The organism is Streptomyces sp. NPDC048278 (assembly GCF_040652195.1).
Classification (GTDB): Bacteria; Actinomycetota; Actinomycetes; order Streptomycetales; family Streptomycetaceae; genus Streptomyces.
The window spans coordinates 158139-177141 of sequence record NZ_JBEZLP010000016.1; the positions used below are offsets into that span (position 1 = coordinate 158139).

At 71.9% G+C, this 19003-nt stretch carries 16 protein-coding genes and 1 riboswitch; of the genes, 7 read left to right on the forward strand and 9 right to left on the reverse strand.

Annotated elements, in window-relative coordinates; translation table 11 throughout:
* Positions 1 to 16: 16 nt before the first annotated feature.
* From AB0D74_RS27060 to AB0D74_RS27085, 6 genes are read right to left on the reverse strand one after another with little or no spacing between them, the layout of a single operon-like run.
* Positions 17 to 808, reverse strand: coding sequence for an aminotransferase class IV (locus AB0D74_RS27060; RefSeq protein WP_362592145.1), 792 nt, complete (start codon positions 806 to 808; stop codon positions 17 to 19).
* A gap of 19 nt (positions 809 to 827) precedes the next feature.
* Positions 828 to 1997 (reverse strand): FAD-dependent monooxygenase, encoded by a 1170-nt coding sequence (locus AB0D74_RS27065; protein ID WP_362592148.1) that lies wholly within the window; start codon positions 1995 to 1997, stop codon positions 828 to 830.
* Positions 1994 to 3565 carry an AMP-binding protein gene (locus AB0D74_RS27070; protein WP_362592150.1) on the reverse strand — a complete coding sequence of 524 codons (1572 nt, stop codon included), beginning with the start codon at positions 3563 to 3565 and terminating at the stop codon, positions 1994 to 1996. The genes AB0D74_RS27065 and AB0D74_RS27070 overlap by 4 nt, the downstream gene beginning before the upstream one ends.
* A 2-nt stretch (positions 3566 to 3567) precedes the next feature.
* The gene (locus AB0D74_RS27075; RefSeq protein ID WP_362592153.1) at positions 3568 to 5259 is read right to left on the reverse strand and encodes an AMP-binding protein; all 1692 of its coding nucleotides are present in this window, start codon (positions 5257 to 5259) and stop codon (positions 3568 to 3570) included.
* On the reverse strand, positions 5256 to 7415 hold the full coding sequence (pabB, locus tag AB0D74_RS27080) for an aminodeoxychorismate synthase component I (protein WP_362592156.1): 2160 nt from the start codon (positions 7413 to 7415) through the stop codon (positions 5256 to 5258). The genes AB0D74_RS27075 and pabB overlap by 4 nt, the downstream gene beginning before the upstream one ends.
* A gap of 30 nt (positions 7416 to 7445) precedes the next feature.
* Positions 7446 to 8033, reverse strand: coding sequence for an antibiotic biosynthesis monooxygenase (locus tag AB0D74_RS27085; protein WP_362592159.1), 588 nt, complete (start codon positions 8031 to 8033; stop codon positions 7446 to 7448).
* 272 nt (positions 8034 to 8305) lie between these two features.
* Here AB0D74_RS27085 and AB0D74_RS27090 point away from each other — a divergent pair, with 272 nt between their 5' ends.
* Positions 8306 to 9031, forward strand: coding sequence for a DUF3050 domain-containing protein (locus tag AB0D74_RS27090; protein WP_362592162.1), 726 nt, complete (start codon positions 8306 to 8308; stop codon positions 9029 to 9031).
* Between the two features lie 19 nt (positions 9032 to 9050).
* Here AB0D74_RS27090 and AB0D74_RS27095 read toward each other — a convergent pair whose 3' ends face one another.
* A complete protein-coding gene (locus AB0D74_RS27095; protein WP_362592164.1) occupies positions 9051 to 9920 on the reverse strand; it encodes an alpha/beta hydrolase in 870 nt (289 codons plus the stop codon).
* 147 nt (positions 9921 to 10067) lie between these two features.
* Between AB0D74_RS27095 and AB0D74_RS27100 the strand changes: the two genes are divergently transcribed.
* Positions 10068 to 10583, forward strand: coding sequence for a CGNR zinc finger domain-containing protein (locus AB0D74_RS27100; RefSeq protein WP_362592167.1), 516 nt, complete (start codon positions 10068 to 10070; stop codon positions 10581 to 10583).
* 196 nt (positions 10584 to 10779) lie between these two features.
* Here the strand turns inward: AB0D74_RS27100 and AB0D74_RS27105 are convergent, their stop codons facing one another.
* Positions 10780 to 11607: a DMT family transporter gene (locus tag AB0D74_RS27105; protein ID WP_362592278.1), complete on the reverse strand. Its 828-nt coding sequence runs from the start codon at positions 11605 to 11607 to the stop codon at positions 10780 to 10782.
* 255 nt (positions 11608 to 11862) lie between these two features.
* On the opposite strand from AB0D74_RS27105, the gene AB0D74_RS27110 reads away from it, so the two are divergent.
* The 3 genes from AB0D74_RS27110 to AB0D74_RS27120 all read left to right on the forward strand — a co-directional run bounded on the left by AB0D74_RS27110 (position 11863) and on the right by AB0D74_RS27120 (position 14869).
* Entirely contained in the window at positions 11863 to 13092 is a 1230-nt protein-coding gene (locus tag AB0D74_RS27110) for a transposase (protein WP_362592281.1), read from the forward strand.
* 240 nt (positions 13093 to 13332) lie between these two features.
* On the forward strand, positions 13333 to 13677 hold the full coding sequence (locus tag AB0D74_RS27115; RefSeq protein WP_362592169.1) for a hypothetical protein: 345 nt from the start codon (positions 13333 to 13335) through the stop codon (positions 13675 to 13677).
* Positions 13678 to 13684: 7 nt separating this feature from the next.
* Positions 13685 to 14869 (forward strand): glutathionylspermidine synthase family protein, encoded by a 1185-nt coding sequence (locus AB0D74_RS27120; RefSeq protein WP_362592172.1) that lies wholly within the window; start codon positions 13685 to 13687, stop codon positions 14867 to 14869.
* Positions 14870 to 14978: 109 nt separating this feature from the next.
* Here AB0D74_RS27120 and rocD read toward each other — a convergent pair whose 3' ends face one another.
* Positions 14979 to 16187, reverse strand: coding sequence for an ornithine--oxo-acid transaminase (gene rocD, locus AB0D74_RS27125; RefSeq protein WP_362592175.1), 1209 nt, complete (start codon positions 16185 to 16187; stop codon positions 14979 to 14981).
* Positions 16188 to 16291: 104 nt separating this feature from the next.
* A riboswitch (ZMP/ZTP riboswitch) is annotated at positions 16292 to 16382 on the forward strand.
* A gap of 32 nt (positions 16383 to 16414) precedes the next feature.
* Between rocD and AB0D74_RS27130 the strand changes: the two genes are divergently transcribed.
* Both AB0D74_RS27130 and trpS read left to right on the forward strand, forming a co-directional pair.
* Complete coding sequence (locus AB0D74_RS27130) at positions 16415 to 17869, forward strand: glycine hydroxymethyltransferase (RefSeq protein WP_362592178.1); 1455 nt, start codon at positions 16415 to 16417, stop codon at positions 17867 to 17869.
* Positions 17870 to 17970: 101 nt separating this feature from the next.
* Positions 17971 to 18984 (forward strand): tryptophan--tRNA ligase, encoded by a 1014-nt coding sequence (gene trpS / locus AB0D74_RS27135; protein WP_362592180.1) that lies wholly within the window; start codon positions 17971 to 17973, stop codon positions 18982 to 18984.
* Positions 18985 to 19003 lie beyond the last annotated feature (19 nt).

Genomic DNA, 19003 nt, shown 5'->3' on the forward strand with positions numbered 1-19003 from the left:
GCAGTTCCCCGCGCCCCTAAAGGGGCGCCAATGGCGTCGGTGCTTCTTCGTCGAGCCATTTCTGCCACCCGGGTGCCCGTGCTGCCGTACCGGCCTCGATCGGGCCGCCCACCCACCTCGTCACCGGTCTGATTCCGTGCAGGGCGTTCACCAGCCACACCTCGCGGTCTGTCAGCTCGGCCAGGGTCCGCTCGTGGTGGGCGACGCGGATGCCGGTGTGTCCGGCGCGCTCCTGGATCAGGGCGAGGGTGACGCCGGGGAGTACCGGGAGGCGGGGCGGTGGGAGGCACAGGGTGTCGTCCTCCCACCACAGGACGGTGGTGGTGGCCGCCTCCAGGACCACCCCGGACGGGGTCACCAGCACCGCCTCCTGGGCGCCCGCCTCGGCCGCCCGGGCGCGGAGGCGGGCCAGGGCGCCGAGGTCGGGGCCCTTGCGGCGGGGCACGGTGCGCGGGTCCGGCTGGCCGGCCGCCCAGACCTCGACCGTGGTGCCGAGCGGCGGGGCGGGCCGCAGTCGCAGCCGTACGTGGTGGGGGGTGAGTTCGACGCGGGGAAACCAGGTGCCGGTGCGGGGCAGCGCGGCCGTCATGGCCCGCCAGAACTCCAGCAGCCGGTACTCCGGCGGCCCCTCGCACTCGGCGCAGGACCGTACGAAGCGGTCCCGGTGCCGGTCGAGGGCGCGCACCCTGCCGTCCCGCACCAGCCAGGAGTCCGCGACCAGCAGCGGTTCGTCCGCGTCCGCGACCGGCCGCAGTCCGGCGACCGGTGACCACGCGAACACGCCTTCCGCCACCGCAGGTTGTGTCATGGCTCCTCCTTCGCCGCGCTCAGTATCTGCGGCCCGACAGCGCCGCCGCCCCGCCCCGCGGGCCGTACGGGGCGTGCTCCAGCCAGGATCCGCAGGACGGCACGACCGGCGCCAGCGCCGCCGCCGCGCGCTGCCGCAGCCGGACCATCCGGCGCCGGGGCCGCAGCTGGTCCAGGGCGGCCCCGGCCGCCTCGCTGTTGAAGATCGCGGCGGCCCGCCGTACCGCCGCGAACTCCGCCACCGTGCCGTTCGCGACGGCCTCCGCCGCGGCTGCCGCGTCCGCGATCCCGCTGTTCATGCCCCGCGCCCCGAACGGCGGGAAGAGATGGGCGGCCTCCCCGGCGAGCAGCACCCGCCGGTGCGGGTCGGTGAAGGAGGCCGCGACCTTGCGCAGGAAGCGGTACGTCGACACCCACAGGATCCGGTCCGCGTAGCCGTCGCCGACCACCCCGGGCAGCCAGCGGCGGACGGCCTCCTCGGTGCCGTACTCCTCCGCCCGGTCGTGGGCGTGGCACTGGAGGTCGACCTGGAAGCCTCCGGTGAACGGCACTCGCATCACACTGCGGCCCCCGACACCGGGGTGCTCGTAGTGGAAGACGCGTTCCAGGGGCAGTTCGGCGTCCGGCCGGTCCGCGACGTCGACGACCACGTGGAAGCCCTCGCCGTGCGTGCCCTCCATGGGGATGCCGAGCCCGGCCCGGACGGCGGAGCGCGCGCCGTCCGCCGCGATCACGTACTCGCAGCTCAGCTCCCGGCCGTCCGCGCAGCTCAGGGCGGCACCCGAGGCGGTGGTGCGGGCGCCGATCACCCGGGCCTTCCACACGAACTCCACGCCCGCCGCCGCGCACGCCTCCCGCAGGAACCGTTCGGTGTCCACCTGACGCAGGCTGGTGAAGGGCGGCCGGCCGGACGGGGGCGGGAAGGTGCGGGAGTACACCTCCCGCCCCCGGTACAGGGTCCGTCGGGTGTGCCAGGTCCGTCCGTACGAGGTGATCTCCTCGGCCAGCCCCGGCCGCATCCCGTCGAGCAGCGCGAGGGTCTCGCGGTGCACGAACAGGGCTCGGCTGCCCGGCCGTTCGCGGTCCTCGGGGTCCGCCTCCAGGAGCATGACCGGCAGCCCGTGCGCGCGGAGCGCGAGCGCCGCCGACAGACCCACCGGGCCGGCGCCGACCACGACGACGGGGGTCACGCGCGGACACCCGCCGCGAGCATCCGGGTGATCTCCACCCGCTTCACCTTCCAGGTCGCCGTCATCGGCAGCTCCTCGAACCGCCACTGCCGCGGCTCCGCCATCGCCGGCAGGTCGGCGGTCGCCGCCTTCCAGCGCTCCGGGTCCAGCGGCCGTTCCCCGCGCACGCACACCACCGGCACCGGCTCCCGGTCCGCGCCCGGCACGATGACCACCTCGCGCAACTCGTCGAGGCGGTCCATGAGGGTGTCCTCGACCTCCAGGTTGCTGTGCACGGAGTCGATCCGGTCGATCTCCCGGTCGATCAGGTACAGCGCGCCCAGCCGGTTCCGGTAGCCCATGTCGCCCATCTGCCACCACTCGCCGTCCAGTTGGCGCTCGTACTGCTCGCGGGCGCCGAGGTAGGTGAGGATGCGGCCCCGGGTACGGGCCTCGATCCGGCCGGGGGTGCCGGGCGCGGCGGGCTGTCCGTCGGGGCCGGTGACGCGGACGCTGGTGAAGCCGGGGATCCCGATCCCGACCCGCCGCCCGTCGGCGCGGGCCACGCTCCGACGCGTGAACCACTGGAAGGCGACCGGCCCGGTCTCGCTCTGCCCGTACAGCTGGAGCAGCCACGGGCTGCGCCGCTTCGAGGCGTCGAGCAGCCGTCGTACCGTGCGCGGGTGGATGGCGTCGAACGTCGAGCCGTACGACTTCACGCGCGACAGCGGGGCGCCGGGCGCGTCGGCGAGTTCCTCCCACAGGACGAAGGTGTTGGGGTGGGTCTCGACGATGCCGGGGCGGTGCCGGGCCAGCATCGGGCCGACCTTCGCCGGGTCCGGGTCGGTGATCAGCAGCAGCGGGCTGCCGTAGTGCAGCAGGACGCCGAGCAGGTGGTAGAAGCGGGAGTGCACGAAGGACATGTGCAGGGCCGCGACCTCGCCGCGGGTGGGCCAGCCCATCGCCTGCTGCGGGACCAGGCGGTTCCACATGGTCTGCGGGCAGTGCACGGCGAGCTTGGGGACGCCGGTGGTACCGGAGCTGTGGGTGATCAGGGCGGGTTCGCGCGGGTGCAGCCGGACCGCGGACGGCACCTCGGCACCGGTGTGCTCCGCCAGGGACACCACACCGGGCACGCTGTCGACGGTGAGCGTCTGCCGGACCAGGCCCTTGACCTCCAGGCCGGCCAGCTTCGCCGCGTCCGTGACCAGCCACGGCTGCCGGAGCCGGGCGAGCAGCTTGCCGACCGTCTCGCCGGCCAGCGCGGGGGAGAGCAGCACGGGCACCGCGCCGATCCGGGAGGCGGCACAGGTCAGCAGCACGATGTCGACGTTGTCGGTCTTGTGCACGACGACCTGTTCGGCCGGCCGCACCCCGGCCGCCCACAGCCGTGCCGACAACTCCTCGACGGCGTCGGCCAGTTCCGGGTAGCTCAGCCGGACGCCGAGGTCCGGGTGGGTGTCCAGGGGCCGGTCCAGGGTGACGAACACCCCGCCGTGCCGGTCGGCGGCCCGGCGGAAGAGCGGGCCGAGGTAGAAGCCGCGGTCGCCGATCAGGGACTCCTGCATGGAGACGGTCCTTTCAGTCATGGTCACCACGCGCCCCGGCGGACCAGATGGCGGCGGAGCTTCCCCGACGACGTGCGGGGCAGGGAGGGCAGCAGGCTGACGCTGCGCGGGACCTTGAAGGCGGCCAGCCGCTGCCGGGCCAGCGTCAGCAGTTCGTCCGGCAGCCCGTCCGGCGCCGGGACGACGGCGGGGACGACGAAGGCACGCAGCCGTCCCGTGCCGGTCCCGTCCGGTACGGCGGCCACCGCGACCTCGCGCACCCCGGGATGGGTGCGCAGCACGGCCTCCACCTCCAGCGGGGAGACGGTGATCCCGCCGACCATCTCCATGTCGTCGCTGCGGCCCAGGTGCCGGTAGGCGCCGTCGGATTCGCGGACCGCCCGGTCGTGGGTGGCCAGCCAGCCGTCGACGAGGGTGCGCGCGGTGTCCTCGGGCCGGTTCAGGTAGCCGGGCGTCACCGTCGGCCCGCGCACCCACAGCTCGCCCTCGTGGCCGTCCGGCACCGGCCGCCCGTCGCGGTCGCGCAGCTCCACCTCGAAGCCGGGGACGGGGCGGCCGACGGTGCCGGGGTGGTTGTGGGACAGGCCGTTGGCGCAGAAGGCATGCCCGGCCTCGGTGGAGCCGATCTGTTCCAGGACCGGGGCGCCCAGCAGCTCCGTGACCCGGTCGCCGAGCCCGTCCGGCAGCCCTTCGCCGGCCGACACCGCGGCCCGTACCGAGGCGAAGCAGCCCTGGTGCCCGGTGCCCCGGTCGGCGACGAGCGCCGCGTAGGCGGACGGCACCGAGTACAGCAGGGTGACCCGGTGCCGGGCGATCAGTTCGTCCACGGTGGCCGGGTTCGGACGCCGGTCCGCGAGGACGGCGCTGGACCCCGAGAAGAGCGGGAAGACGAAGGCGTTCCCGAAGCCGTACGCGAAGTACAGCCCGGACACCGACAGGGTCACGTCGTCCTCGGTGATCCCGAGCAGCCGCCGCCCGATCAGGTCGTGGTACGCGGCCGGGTGGGCGTGGGTGTGGACGACGCCCTTGGGCCTGCCCGTCGTCCCGGACGTGTACTGGACGTACAGCGGGCTGTCCGCGCCGACCGGGTGGGCGGGGGCCGGTGCGGCGGCGGGGGCCAGCGCGAGCAGCTGGTCGGCGCCGAGGCGGACCCGTCTGGCGAAACGGTCCTCGAGACCGGGGCCCGTCAGGCACAGCACGGCCTCCGTGTCGGCGGCCATGAACGCGTGGTCGGCCGTGGGGAGTTCCGGGTTGACCGGGACGGCCACCGCGCCGAGCCGGGCGATCGCGAGGAAGGCCACCGCCCAGGCGATCCCGTCCGGCAGCGCGAGCACCACCCGGTCGCCGGGGCCCACGCCCTGCCCGGCGAGCACGGTCGCGGCCCGTGCCCCGAGGTCGTGCACCTCGCCGTGGGTCCAGGTGCGATGCCCCTGGTGGAAGGCGGCCCGGTCGCACCAGCCACGCCGCTCGGCGAGCTCCGCGAGACGGGCGGCGAGGTTGGCGGTGCCGGTGTCGGCGGTGGCGCTTGTGTCGGCGGTGTCGGTGCTGGTGGCGGCGGTGGCCGTGTCGCCCGGTGCGGAGGCGGGTGCGGAGCCGCCGGTGAGGGCTGACGCGTCGGCGGGGACGGAGCCGTCGGAGGAGGAGGCGTCGGCGGGGACCGAGGCGTCGGTGGAGGCGTCGGTCGAGGCGTTGGCGGGGGCGGGGGCCTGGGTCATCGGGTGGCCTCCTCCACGGGGTCGGCCGCGGGCGACGCCGTGTGCTCCCGCAGCGCCCGCATCTGCGCGGCCGTCTTCAGCAGCATCTCGTCGTACTCGGCGGCCGGGTCGGAGTCCAGGACGATCGCCCCGCCCGCGCCCAGCTGCATCCGGCCGCCCGTCATCACGGCCGTCCGGATGACGATGTTCAGGTCGGCGCCGCCGCTGCACCCGAGGTAGCCGAGCGCCCCCGAGTACACGCCCCGGGCCTCGGTCTCCAGACCGTCGATGATCTCCATCGTGCGCAGCTTCGGGGCGCCGGTCATCGAACCGCCCGGGAAGCAGGCGCGCACGCAGTCCACGGCGTCCGTCCCGGCCCGCAGCCGTCCGGTCACGGTGGAGACCAGCTGGTGCACGGTCGCGTACGACTCGGTGGCCATGAGGCGGGGGACCCGGACCGTTCCGGTACGGCAGACCTTGCCCAGGTCGTTGCGGAGCAGGTCGACGATCATCAGGTTCTCGGCGCGGGTCTTGGCGTCCGCCGCCAGCGCGTCCCGCAGCCGCGCGTCCTCGAACGGGGTCGCCCCGCGCGGCGCGGTCCCCTTGATGGGCTTCGCCTCGGCCACCCCGTCCCGGGTGATCCGCAGGAACCGCTCCGGCGAGGAACCGGCCACGTCCAGGTCGCCGAAGCGCAGGAAGGCCGCGTACGGCGCCGGGTTGACGCGGCGCAGCTCACGGTAGAAGGCGTACGGGTCGGCCGGGGCGGGCAGCCGGGCCGCTTCGGTCAGGCAGATCTCGTAGCTGGTGCCGGCCCGCAACTCCCGTCGGCAGGCCTCGATGTCGGCGAGGTAGGTGGCCCGGTCGCGCACCAGCCAGGGCTCGGCGGCTGCCAGGTCCGGCTCCGCGGCGGCGGGCGGCGCCTGCCGGGGCCCGGCCGGGGCCAGGAAGCTGAGCTGGGCCAGCGTGTCCGTCAGCCACTCGGCGGCGGCCCGTGCCGCCTGCGGGGAGTTCTCGGCCAGGCAGACCGCGTAGGTGACGTCCGCCTCGTGGTCCACGGCGATCAGCCGGTCCGCGAACAGCCAGCAGGCGTCCGGGGTGTCGGCCCGGTGCCGGTTCGGGGAGCCGCAGTCGGCCTTGGTCTCGTAGCCGAAGTAGCCGACGTAACCGCCGGTGAAGTCGAAGGGCAGCCCGTCGGCGTCCACCCGGCGGCTGTCCAACTGCCGCTTCAGGTAGTCGAAGACGCTCGCGGACACCTTGCGCGGCGGCCGTCCGGCCCGCTCGACCTCGCACCGGCCGGCCGTGACGTCGTACCGCACGAACTCGGCGAGCGGGCCGCTGTCGTCGCCCAGGAAGGAGAAGCGCGAGCGGCCCTCCTCGACGAGCGAGCTGTCCAGCCAGAACGCGCGCGGCGAGGCGGCGAAGAGGCGGGTGAAGGCGGCCTCCGTGTCGACGGCGCCGGCGATCTGCCGGGTGTGCAGGCGGTACGCGGGCACGTCGGCGTGGCGGGGGCGGGGGACGACGGCCGTGCTCGCCGGGGTCCTCGGCCGGGGGATCGCGGCCTCGGCCGGCGGGACCGCGGTGTTCTTGGTGCGCGCTCTGCGGGCCCGGCGGGCGGTGAGGTTGCGGAAGTTCACCAGCATGCGGTGGCCGTACTCGGTGAGTACCGACTCGGGATGGAACTGCACGCCCCACAGCGGCCGTTCGCGGTGGCGCAGCCCCATCAGGACGCCGTCCTCGGCCCAGGCGGTGGCCTCCAGCGTGGCGGGCAGCGGCTCGTGCACCGCGAGGGAGTGGTAGCGGACGGCGGTGAAGCCCTGGGTCAGCCCCTCGAAGAGGTCCTGCCCGTCGTGCCGCACCCGGGTCAGGTGCCCGTGCCGCGGCTGCGGGGCGGGTGCCACCCGGGCCCGCTCCCCGAGCGCGATGCCCTGGTGGCCCAGGCACACCCCGAGCACGGGGACCGTGGCCTCGGCGATCACCCGGGCGCTGATGCCGAAGTCGCGGCCGTCGCCCGGGTGCCCGGGCCCCGGCGACACCACCACGTTGTCGAACTCCGCGAGAGCGGGCGGTGCCGGCTCGTCATTGCGGATCACCACCGGTTCCTCGCCGTTGACCTCGGCGATCAGCTGGAACAGGTTGTAGGTGTACGAGTCGTAATTGTCGATGAGCAGGGTCTTCACCCGCCCACCTCCCTCGGGTCGTTCCCGGGCCTATGCGGCCCGTCGTTTGTGCCGCCCACGCAGCGCCTGGAGCGGGGGGTACAGCCATTTCTTGAAGAAACGCTGAAGTCGCGGCATGAGAATCCACGTGACAAGCGCTGTCACGCAGAGGCAGAGCAGCAGAGTGCGGATGAGCGGATTGAGGCCGCCGAGATGCGGAATCACGATGATGTTGAAGAGCAGGACCGGCGGAAACACCGCGCTCATGTTGATGAACCACAGTTTCCATTTCGCCGGTGGGGTGGGCGGCGGTGGCACGGGCGGCGGCCCGGCCAGCGAGTCGAACCACTCCTTCGACCCGCGTACGCTACGGCGCCCGGTGGGCCGGGCGATGCCGTCCGCGCGGGTCTCCCACTCGCCGCGGTCTGGGGAGTTCTCCCAGGCCAGCGCCGAGTCCTCGGTGGCAAAGCGATACACGACATGCCATTCCGTCTCCTGGTCGACTAGGACGCCACCGCCGAGGAACCCCGGCCGGCGGGCGCTCGCGCCCAGCATGGCCCACCCCCACGAGTGGAAGTCGGCCTCGCGACCCGGCATCACGTGATAGGCCACGGTGACGGTGACGGGATTACTGGTCACGGTGTCCTTTACGCAATGGACACAACTCGCGTTCAAAGTTTCAACGAGTTTTTCTGGCTGTCCGGATCGTGACTTTTTATAGCGCTTTCTGTGTGCTTGCTGTGTTCTGCCGCCGGCTGCATGAGGCAACTCTCACTGATTCCGGAAAGTGCTTGCCGGGTCGGTCGTGAAAGTTGCACGATCGCCGTCCCAGAACGAAGGAGGCCGCCATGTCGAGGTACGTCTGGAATTTGACCGAAGAGGGTCGACAGGCAATCGATCAGGCGCGTTCCGTGATCGAACCGGCGCGAAAAGAAGTGACCGCGCACCCGCTTTACCAGCGAATATCGGACCGGGAACACCTGGCCACGTTCATGGCCCACCACGTGTTCGCCGTCTGGGACTTCATGTCCCTGCTCAAGTCGCTCCAGCAGGAGCTGACCTGTATCGACGTCCCCTGGGTGCCCCGCGGCTCCGCGGTCGCCCGCAGGCTCGTCAACGACATCGTGCTGGTCGAGGAGAGCGACGCCCTGAACGGCGGCTTCACCAGCCACTTCGAGCTCTACCGCGCCGCCATGACGGAGGCGGACGCCGACACCGCCCCCGTCGACACCTTCGTCGCGCTCCTCACCGAGGGCCACGACGTGCCGGCGGCCCTGCGCGTGGCCCAGGTGCCCGCGCCGGCCGCCGAGTTCGTGCGCACCACCTTCGGCATCATCGCCGACCGCCCGCTGCACTGCCGGGCCGCCGCCTTCGCCTTCTCCCGCGAGGACCTGATCCCGGACATGTTCGACCAGGTCATCCGGGAGGAGGGCACCGACCGCTTCCCGCTCTTCCGGGACTACCTCGCCCGGCACATCGAGGTCGACGGCGAGGAGCACACCCCCATGGCCCTCCAGATGGTCGCCGACCTGTGCGGCACGGACGACACCCGGTGGCGCGAGGCCACCGAGACCGTTCTCGTCGCCCTGGAGGCCAGGTCCCGGCTGTGGGACGGGATCACGGCCGCGATGGGGTGAGCGCGTCGGGTGAGGCGCGTCAGGCGAAGGTGCGGCCGAGGAAGCCGCGGATGTGCTCGGTGATGACGCCGAGGTGGCTCTCCAGGGCGAAGTGGCCGCTGTCGAGCAGGTGGATCTCGGCGTCGGGCAGGTCCTGGCGGAAGGCCTCCGCGCCCGCGGGGCCGAAGATCTCGTCGCCCTTGCCCCAGACCGCGAGCAGCGGGACCTGCGAGTCGCGGAAGTACTCGTGGACCTTCGGGTAGAGGTCCACGTTGGTGGGGTAGTCGCGGAAGAGCCCGAGCTGGATCTCGTCGTTGCCCGGCCGGTCCAGGAGTGCCTGGTCGTGGACCCAGTTGTCGGGGCTGACCAGGCTCGGGTCGGCGACCCCGTTGAGGTACTGCCAGCGGGTGCTCTCCAGGGTCAGCGCGCCCCGCATCGGGGCCTCCGTGTCCGGGCCCGGGTTGCCGGCGTACGCGAAGACGCCGTCCCAGAACGGCTTGACGAAGCCCTCCTCGTAGGCGTTGCCGTTCTGGGTGACGATCGCGGCGACCCGGTCCGGGTCCCGGAGGGCGAGCCGCCAGCCGATGGGGGCGCCGTAGTCCTGGACGTACATCGCGAACCGGGCGACCCCCAGCTGCCGCAGCAGGCCCGCGGTGACGTCGGTGAGGGCGTCGAAGGTGTAGGGGAAGTCCCCGGGCGCGGGCATCGCGGACTGGCCGAACCCGATGTGGTCGGGGGCGATCACGCGATACCGGTCCGCGAGCGCCGGGACGAGGTTGCGGAACATGTGCGAGCTGGTCGGGAAGCCGTGCAGCAGGACGACCGTGGGGGCCTCCGGGTCGCCGGCCTCCCGGTAGAAGACCTCGAGGCCGTCGACGGTGGCGGTGCGGTGGTGGACTGCGGGTGCCATCTTCCTAACCCTTCTGCCGTTCTTCAGTGGTTACGCATCCCAGTCGAGCATGGGGCATCTAACCTGTCAAGGTGAGTGAAGCGGTTAGGTGAACGCGCCTGTTCGTGTAACCTGACGATGCGTCGATTCGGTTAGGAGGGGTGTGCGGTGGCCGACCCGGAACAGCAGGAGGCGCTCCTGCTGGAGCTCCTCAACAGCACGCCGGTGGTCAACGGGGTCGCCCAGGACCTGCTGGCGGACCCCGAGGCGGCGCGGTCCTGGCAGCGGGCGCACGGCGGCAGCGGAACCGCGGCCGAACTCCGCGGCCTCGTCGCGGCTCGCGACGCCCTCCAGGAGGTGGTGCGCGGCACCCGCCCCGCCACCTCACTGGCCCCGCTCCTGGAGGACGTCACCTCCCGCCCCCGCCTCTCGCCCGAGGGAGTGTCGTGGCAGCTGGACGCCCCCGCGGAACGCCGGATGGCGGCGGACGCGGTCCTGGCCTGGAGCACCGTGCACCAGACCCTGCCCGGCCGCCTGCGACCGTGTGCCAACCCGGAGTGCCGGCTGTTCCTCATCGACCGCAGCAGAACCAACAAGGCCCGCTGGTGCTCGATGGCCGTCTGCGGCAACCGCATGAAGGCCCGCCGCCACTACCAGCGCACCCGCGACGCACTGACCGACTGAGGACAGGCGCGTGCGGGCGGGGCCGGCGGTCGCCTGATACGTGCGGGGTGTGGCCGGCCGGTGTCCGGTGGGTGCGGTGCTCGGCGCCTGTGAGTGTGATCGACCGGTGCCCGCGCGTACGCGTGTGACCGAGCGGCCTGGTGCGTGCGGGCGGGCCGGTGGATGCCCTGTGTCTGTGGTCGGGAGGGTGGGAGGGTCAGGTCTCCTCGGTCGTGGCCGGTGCCTCTCCGAACCGGGCCAGGGCCAGCGCGCCCGCCACGGCCACCGCGAAGCCGAGGACCGCGAGCCAGGCGAGTCCCTCGCGGGTGCGGTCGCCGAGCCATACGACGCCCACCGCGGCCGGGCCGATCGTCTCGCCGATGACCATGCCGGCCGTCGCGGTGGTCACCGAGCCGCGTTGCAGGGCCGAGGTCAGCAGCATGAAGGCGCCACCGCCCCCGACCAGCAGCGCGTAGGTCGCGGGATTGGCGAGCAGTTCGGCCGGCCGCAGGGTGTCGATCAGCCGGACCGACACCTCGACCACCCCGAACCCGAACCCCGCCCCGAGGCCCAGGACCAGCGCCCGCCCCCGCCCGGTCAGCCGCCCGCCGGCCAGGCCGAGCAGCAGCACCGCCACGGCGATCCCCAGCATCGTCCACTTCAGTGCCGACGTCCCGGCCCGCTCCCCCTCCGGCCCCGACGCCAGCCCCAGCATCGCGAGCCCGGCGCACACCACCCCCACCGCGGCCCACTCCACCCCGCTCAACCGCACCCGCAGCAGCCGCGCCGCGACCACCGCGGTCACCGCGAGCGAGGAGGCGAGGGCCGCGCTCACCGCGTAGATCGGGAGCGAGCGCAGCGCCAGGATCTGGAACACGAACCCGAGCCCGTCCAGCCCGAGCCCGACGACGTACCGCCACTGCCGCACCGCGCGCAGCAGCAGCGCGGCCTCGCCGCCGGCACCGTCACCGGCCGCCCGGGCGGCCATCGCCTGCAGGACCGTCGCCGTACCGAAGCAGATCGCGGCCGCCAGGGCACACACCATTCCGAAGAGCACAGAGGGACTGTAGGGGAGGGGGGTGTGCGGTGACCGAGAGGAAGGCAGGAATTGCATCCTGGCCGTTGTGGAGCGGGGCATCGCGGTATCGCCACCGCAGGGTCGGCTATGAATCGGGCGGGTGCTGTGTCCAGCGAGCCAATGGAGCGTGCACACGGCGAAGGTGTCACTCGAAGGGGTGGCGAAGGGTGGACGTACGGTGGGAGATCGTACGTGTGTGTAGGTTCGGCAGTTGTGAAGCTGATGGTTCAGGTCAGGCTGCTGCCGACGCCTGCGCAGGCGTCGGCGCTTGAGGCGACTCTGCAGGCGTGCAACGAAGCGGCCACCTGGGCCAGCGGTGTGGCATTCGAGAAAGGCGTGCAGCGGAACTTCGCACTGCGCGAGCACACTTACCGCGAGATGAAGGAGCGGTGGGGTCTGGGCGCGCAAGCCGCCCAGCACGTCATCAAGAAGACCTGCGACGCGTACGCCACGCTCAAAGCCAATCTGAGGGCTGGGAACCTGGGCAGGCCTGGCTCGAAGCGGTATCGGAAGGCTGCTGGGAAGCCGGTCGCCTTCCGGGCACACAGCGCGCAGCCGTATGACGACCGGATGCTGTCCTGGCAGATCACCGAGCGTCGAGTGTCGATTTGGACGACGGCCGGGCGGATCAAGGGCGTGGCGTTCACGGCGAGTTCCGAGCATGTTGCGACACTCGTTCAGTACCGCAAGGGGGAATCGGACCTGTTGTGCCGGGACGGCATGTGGTTTCTGATGGCCACATGTGAGGTCCCCGAAGCCTCGGTGAACGATGACCCGGTGGACTTTCTCGGTATCGACCTGGGCATCGTGAACATTGCCACCACCAGCGACGGCGAGATCATGGCCGGACGCGAGCTCAACCGCATCCGACTGCGGGAGCGGATGCTGCGCGTCAAGCTCCAGAGCAAGAAAACCCCGTCGGCCAAGCGCCGCTTGAAGAAACGGCGTCGCAAGGAGGCGCGGCGGGCGCGAGATGTCAATCACAAGATTGCGAAACATGTGGTGGCCGAGGCGGAACGCACCGGTCGCGGGATCGCCCTGGAGGAGCTGACGGGCATCCGTGAACGGGTACGGCTTGCAAGGCCCCAACGGGCCACCCACTCCAGCTGGTCCTTCGCCCAGCTAGGGCAGTTCATCGTGTACAAGGCCCGTCGTTCGGGTGTGCCGGTGGTGTATGTCGATCCGGCGAACACCTCGCGCATGTGCGCGGAGTGCGGGCACCTTGATAAGGCGAACCGGGTGAGTCAGGCTTGGTTCGCGTGCCGGTCCTGCGGATTCGTTGATCATGCAGACCGGAACAGCTCCCGCAACATCCGCGCCAGAGCGTGGGAGTTGTGGCGACGCGGGGCCCCGTCCACGGCCCCTGCCTCACCACCGCATCAGCGTGGTGGGGCTGGACGCAACCGCCGTATCACCGCCAGTGATGCCCGGTGTGCAAGCCCGCCGCTCTAGCGGCCGGTAGTTGACGCTGTAGTCGCCGGTCCAGTTCGCCTCGTCGGAGGGAGGCAACTCGCGAGTGGGATTGGCTCACCGGCGGTCGAGCCGGGTGCGGTGCCATTCCTCGATCCGAAGCGTCGGTGCCATGCCGGGCACGGTCCGTTTCCTGCCGTGCGTGACAGGGCGGACCTGGCCGAAACCGCTCGTCTAGGCTGTCACCGGAATGCAGCGATGATCACACGGGGGAGCACGAACATGGCAGACGCGCGCCGGCAACTGCGCTCGGGCACGGTCGTCCTCGGCGGCATGGGCCTGCTGGCCGCCGCCCTGACCGCCTGCTCCTCCGACCCCGACAAGCGCTGCGTCGACCGCGACAGCTACACCGCGGCCAAGGGCTACCAGGTCGTCTCCGACAAGAACTGCACCTCGGCCAAGTCCGCGGTCGACGCGGACTACTACTACGGCGGCAAGAAGAAGGCCGGCTGGGTCAGCGGCGGCTCCTTCACCAAGCCGCGCAGCGGTTCGGGCTCCTCCTCCGGCGGCGGCCACAGCGTGAAGCGGGGCGGCTTCGGCGGCGGCCACGACAGCTCCGGCGGCTGACCGCGCCGTGGAACGCCGTACGACCGAACCCCGCCCCGACTGGCAACGGACCGTCGAGGAACAGGGGTTGATCTACCCGCTCACCCGTCACCCCGACGGCACCCTGCGCCCGTACTGGGACGAGAGCGCCTACTACGCGTTCACCCTCGACGAGGTGGAGACGCTGGAGGAGGCCGTCGGGGAACTGCACGCGATGTGCCTGGCGGCGGCGGACCACATCGTCACGGCGAACCGTTTCGCCGACCTGGGCATCGCCGACCCGCGCGTGGTGTCGGCGATCACCGAGTCCTGGCACCGCCGCGCCGAACTCCCCTCCCTCTACGGCCGCTTCGACCTCCGCTACGACGGCACCGGCCCGGCCAAGCTCCTGGAGTACAACGCCGACACGCCCACCTCGCTGGTGGAGGCCGCGTCGGCGCAGTGGTTCTGGATGGAGGACCGCTTCCCGGGCGCCGACCAGTGGAACAGCCTCCACGAACACCTGGTCGCCGCCTGGCGGAAACAGGCCGCCCTGCTCCCGCCCGGCGCCCCGCTGCACTTCGCCCACTCGTCCGCCGACGAACTCGGCGAGGACCTCATGACGGTCGCGTACCTGAAGGAGACGGCGGAACAGGCGGGCCTCGCCACCGACTGGATCTCCATGGAGGAGATCGGCTGGGACTCCCTCTCCGGCCGCTTCGTCGACAACCGGCTCCGTTTCATCCGCGGCTGCTTCAAGCTCTACCCGTGGGAGTGGCTCACCACCGACGACTTCGCCGGCCACGTCCTCGACACCCTCGACAACGGCGGCGGCACCGGCACGACGATGTGGATCGAGCCCGCCTGGAAGATGCTGCTCAGCAACAAGGCCCTGCTGGCGATCCTCTGGGAGCTCCACCCCGGCCACCCGAACCTCCTCCCCGCCTACGTCGACGGACCGAGAGAGCTGGCGACCGGACGCGGCTACGTCAGCAAGCCGCTGCTGGGCCGGGAGGGTGCGGGCATCCTCGTCCACACGCCGGGCGCCGAGCCCGTCCCGCGCGAAGAGCCCTGCTGCTACCAGGAGCTGGCCCCGCTCCCCGACTTCGACGGCAACCACGTGGTCCTGGGCGCGTGGGTCGTCGGCGACGAGCCGGCGGGCCTCGGCATCCGCGAGTCCCAGGGCCTGGTCACAGACGACTACGCCCGCTTCCTGCCCCACGTGATCCTTTGAACACCCCGCACAGGAGCGCCCCGCACAGGAGCGCCCCGTAAGGGGCGCGGGGAACTGCGCGGACAACCCCCACCGGCCCGCAGCCGCGTACCAACCCGCTCGGCCCCCTCTACGGCGCGCTCAAAACCTCCCACAGCTGCTCCACCCCCCACTCCAGATCCTCCTCCCCGACGGTCAACGGCGGAGCCACCCGCACCGTCACCCCGTGCGTCTCCTTCACCAGCACCCCCCGCTCCATCAGCCGTTCCGCCACCGCCCGCCCCGACCCCACCGCCGGATCCACGTCCACCCCCGCCCACAGCCCCCGCCCCCGTACGGCCGTCACCCGCCCGCTCCCGGTCATCTCCGCAAGGCGCCCGTGCAGCAGGTCGCCCAGCTCGGCCGCCCGCTCCTGGAACTCCCCGGTCCGCAGCATCGCGATCACCTCCAGAGCCACCGCGCAGGCCAGCGGATTGCCCCCGAAGGTCGACCCGTGCTCCCCGGGCCGGAACACCCCGAGCACCTCCGCGTCCGCCACCACCGCCGACACCGGCAGCACCCCGCCGCCCAGCGCCTTCCCGAGGACGTACATGTCCGGTACGACCCCCTCGTGCTCGCACGCGAACGTCCGCCCGGTCCGCCCCAGCCCCGACTGGATCTCGTCCGCGACGAACAGCACGTCCCGCTCCCGGGTCAGCTCCCGCACCCCCGTCAGATAGCCCTCGGGCGGCACGACGACCCCCGACTCGCCCTGGATCGGCTCCAGCAGCACCGCGACCGTGTTCTCGGTCACCGCGGCCCGCATCGCGGTGAGGTCGCCGTACGGGACGATCTCGAAGCCCGGCGTGTACGGCCCGTAGTCCGCCCGGGCCTCCGGATCCGTGGAGAAGCTGATCACGGTCGTCGTACGGCCGTGGAAGTTCCCGCCCGCCACCACGATCTTCGCCCTCCCGGCCGGCACGCCCTTGACCCGGTACCCCCACTTCCGGGCGGTCTTCACCGCGGTCTCCACGGCCTCCGCGCCCGTGTTCATCGGCAGCACCATCTCCTTCCCGCACAGCTCGGCCAGCTCCGTGCAGAACGCGGCGAACCGGTCGTGGTGGAACGCCCTCGACGTCAGCGTCACCCGCTCCAGCTGCGCCTTCGCCGCCGCGACCAGCCGCGGGTGGCCGTGCCCGAAGTTCAGCGCCGAGTACCCGGCCAGGAAGTCCAGGTACCGACGCCCCTCGACGTCCGTCACCCAGGCGCCGTCGGCCGTCGCGATCACCACCGGCAGCGGGTCGTAGGTGTGCGCGCTGTGCGCGTCGGCGGCGGCGACGAGGGCTTCCGTACGGGTCACGGCGACTCCAGATGGCGCGGCGGGATTGCCCCCTTTCCTACCCTCTGCCCCTGACCGACTGGTGGACGCCACGGCCCTCGGGCCCGGCGTGCCCGGTAATGTGATCCACGGGCCGTGACTGGCGCGCTGGGATGGGACGGACCATCGGGGAGCGGCCCGCGTCGTGACCGAGTGCCGTGCGCCTGGGCCGAACCGTGAATGCCGAACGCCATCTCCGGAGGTCCCGAATGACTGACAAGTCCGCGCCCCTGTCCACCGAGTCCACCGCCTACCGCGCCGCCCTCGACGTGATCCGCGCGGTCGAGCCGCGGGTCGCCGACGCGATCGGCCAGGAGGTCGCCGACCAGCGCGAGATGCTCAAGCTGATCGCCTCCGAGAACTACGCCTCCCCGGCGACCCTGCTCGCGATGGGCAACTGGTTCAGCGACAAGTACGCCGAGGGCACCATCGGCCGCCGCTTCTACGCCGGCTGCCGCAACGTCGACACCGTCGAGGGGCTCGCCGCCGAGCACGCCCGTGAGCTGTTCGGCGCCCGGCACGCGTACGTCCAGCCGCACTCCGGCATCGACGCCAACCTGGTCGCCTTCTGGGCCGTCCTCGCCGACCGCGTCGAGGTCCCCTTCCTCCAGAAGACCGGCGCCCGCCAGGTCAACGACCTCTCCGAGGCCGACTGGGCCGAGCTGCGCCAGGCCTTCGGCAACCAGCGGATGCTCGGCATGTCCCTGGACGCCGGCGGCCACCTCACCCACGGCTTCCGCCCGAACATCTCCGGCAAGATGTTCGACCAGCGCTCCTACGGCACTGACCCGGCCACCGGCCTGATCGACTACGACGCGCTGCGCGCCCAGGCCCGTGACTTCAAGCCGCTGATCGTCGTCGCCGGCTACTCCGCGTACCCGCGCCTGGTGAACTTCCGGATCATGCGGGAGATCGCCGACGAGGTCGGCGCGACCCTCATGGTCGACATGGCACACTTCGCCGGTCTGGTCGCCGGCAAGGTCCTGACCGGCGACTTCGACCCGGTCCCGCACGCCCAGATCGTGACCACGACCACCCACAAGTCGCTGCGCGGCCCGCGCGGCGGCATGGTCCTGTGCGACGACTCCCTCAAGGACCAGGTCGACCGCGGCTGCCCGATGGTCCTCGGCGGCCCGCTCCCGCACGTCATGGCCGCCAAGGCCGTCGCCCTCGCCGAGGCCCGGCAGCCCTCTTTCCAGGACTACGCCCAGCGCATCGTCGACAACTCGCGCGCGCTGGCCGAGGGCCTGATGCGGCGGGGCGCCACCCTGGTCACGGGCGGCACCGACAACCACCTCAACCTGATCGACGTCGAGTCCTCCTACGGCCTCACCGGCCGCCAGGCCGAGTCGGCCCTCCTCGACTCCGGCATCGTCACCAACCGCAACGCGATCCCGGCCGACCCGAACGGCGCCTGGTACACCTCCGGCATCCGCATCGGCACCCCGGCGCTGACCACGCGCGGCCTGGGCACGGCGGAGATGGACGAGGTCGCGGGCCTGATCGACCGCGTCCTGACGGCGACGGAGCCGGGCACGACGAAGTCGGGCGCCCCGTCCAAGGCCTCCCACGTCCTCGACGAGAAGGTCTCCACGGAGATCGCCCAGCGCGCGACCGACCTGGTCGCCGGCTTCCCGCTGTACCCGGAGATCGACCTCGGCTGAAGCGCCCTGTAAGGGGCGCGGGGAACTGCGCGAACGACCCCCACCGGCCCGCAGTTCCCCACGCACCGAAACCACCCGAGCTCTCTGAGAGAATGGTGAGCATGGCCTCAGATCGACCTCGCGTGCTCTCCGGCATCCAGCCCACCGCCGGCTCGTTCCACCTGGGCAACTACCTCGGCGCCGTCCGCCAGTGGGTGGCCCTCCAGGAGACCCACGACGCCTTCTACATGGTCGTCGACCTGCACGCGATCACGATCCCGCAGGACCCCGCCGACCTGCGCGCCAACACCCGGCTCGCCACCGCCCAGCTGCTCGCGGCCGGTCTGGACCCGGACCGCTGCACCCTCTTCGTGCAGAGCCACGTCCCCGAGCACGCCCAGCTCGCCTGGGTCATGAACTGCCTCACCGGCTTCGGCGAGGCCAGCCGGATGACCCAGTTCAAGGACAAGGCGGCCAAGCAGGGCACGGACCGCGCGAGCGTCGGCCTGTTCACGTACCCCATCCTCCAGGTCGCCGACATCCTGCTCTACCAGGCCAACGAGGTGCCCGTGGGCGAGGACCAGCGCCAGCACGTCGAGCTCACCCGTGACCTCGCCGAGCGTTTCAACGGCCGGTTCGGCGAGACCTTCACCATCCCGAAGCCGTACATCCTCAAGGAGACGGCGAAGATCTACGACCTCCAGGACCCGGCGATCAAGATGAGCAAGTCGGCGTCCACGCCGAAGGGCCTCATCAACCTCCTGGACGACCCGAAGGCGACCGCGAAGAAGGTCAGGAGCGCGGTCACCGACACGGACACCGTGATCCGCTACGACGCCGAGCAGAAGCCGGGCGTCTCCAACCTGCTCACCATCCACTCCACCCTCACCGGCAAGTCGATCGCCGATCTCGAGCAGGAGTACGAGGGCAAGATGTACGGCGCCCTCAAGACGGACCTCGCCGAGATCATGGTCGACTTCGTCACCCCGTTCCGGGAGCGCACCCAGCAGTACCTGGACGACTCGGAGACCCTCGACTCGATCCTCGCCAAGGGCGCGGAGAAGGCCCGTGCCGTGGCCGCCGAGACCCTGGCCCAGGCCTACGACCGGGTCGGTTTCCTGCCCGCCAAGCACTGAGCCGGACACGGCGCGAAAC

What these genes read in the sequence shown, in the direction of transcription:
- AB0D74_RS27130 (WP_362592178.1), top strand. Translation starts at nt 16,415, where the DNA reads ATGACTGACAAGTCCGCGCCCCTGTCCACCGAGTCCACCGCCTACCGC.
- AB0D74_RS27070 (WP_362592150.1), bottom strand. Translation starts at nt 3,565, where the DNA reads ATGACTGAAAGGACCGTCTCCATGCAGGAGTCCCTGATCGGCGACCGC.
- trpS (WP_362592180.1), top strand. Translation starts at nt 17,971, where the DNA reads ATGGCCTCAGATCGACCTCGCGTGCTCTCCGGCATCCAGCCCACCGCC.
- AB0D74_RS27095 (WP_362592164.1), bottom strand. Translation starts at nt 9,920, where the DNA reads ATGGCACCCGCAGTCCACCACCGCACCGCCACCGTCGACGGCCTCGAG.
- AB0D74_RS27105 (WP_362592278.1), bottom strand. Translation starts at nt 11,607, where the DNA reads ATGGTGTGTGCCCTGGCGGCCGCGATCTGCTTCGGTACGGCGACGGTC.
- AB0D74_RS27115 (WP_362592169.1), top strand. Translation starts at nt 13,333, where the DNA reads ATGGCAGACGCGCGCCGGCAACTGCGCTCGGGCACGGTCGTCCTCGGC.
- AB0D74_RS27110 (WP_362592281.1), top strand. Translation starts at nt 11,863, where the DNA reads ATGGTTCAGGTCAGGCTGCTGCCGACGCCTGCGCAGGCGTCGGCGCTT.
- AB0D74_RS27075 (WP_362592153.1), bottom strand. Translation starts at nt 5,259, where the DNA reads ATGACCCAGGCCCCCGCCCCCGCCAACGCCTCGACCGACGCCTCCACC.
- AB0D74_RS27060 (WP_362592145.1), bottom strand. Translation starts at nt 808, where the DNA reads ATGACACAACCTGCGGTGGCGGAAGGCGTGTTCGCGTGGTCACCGGTC.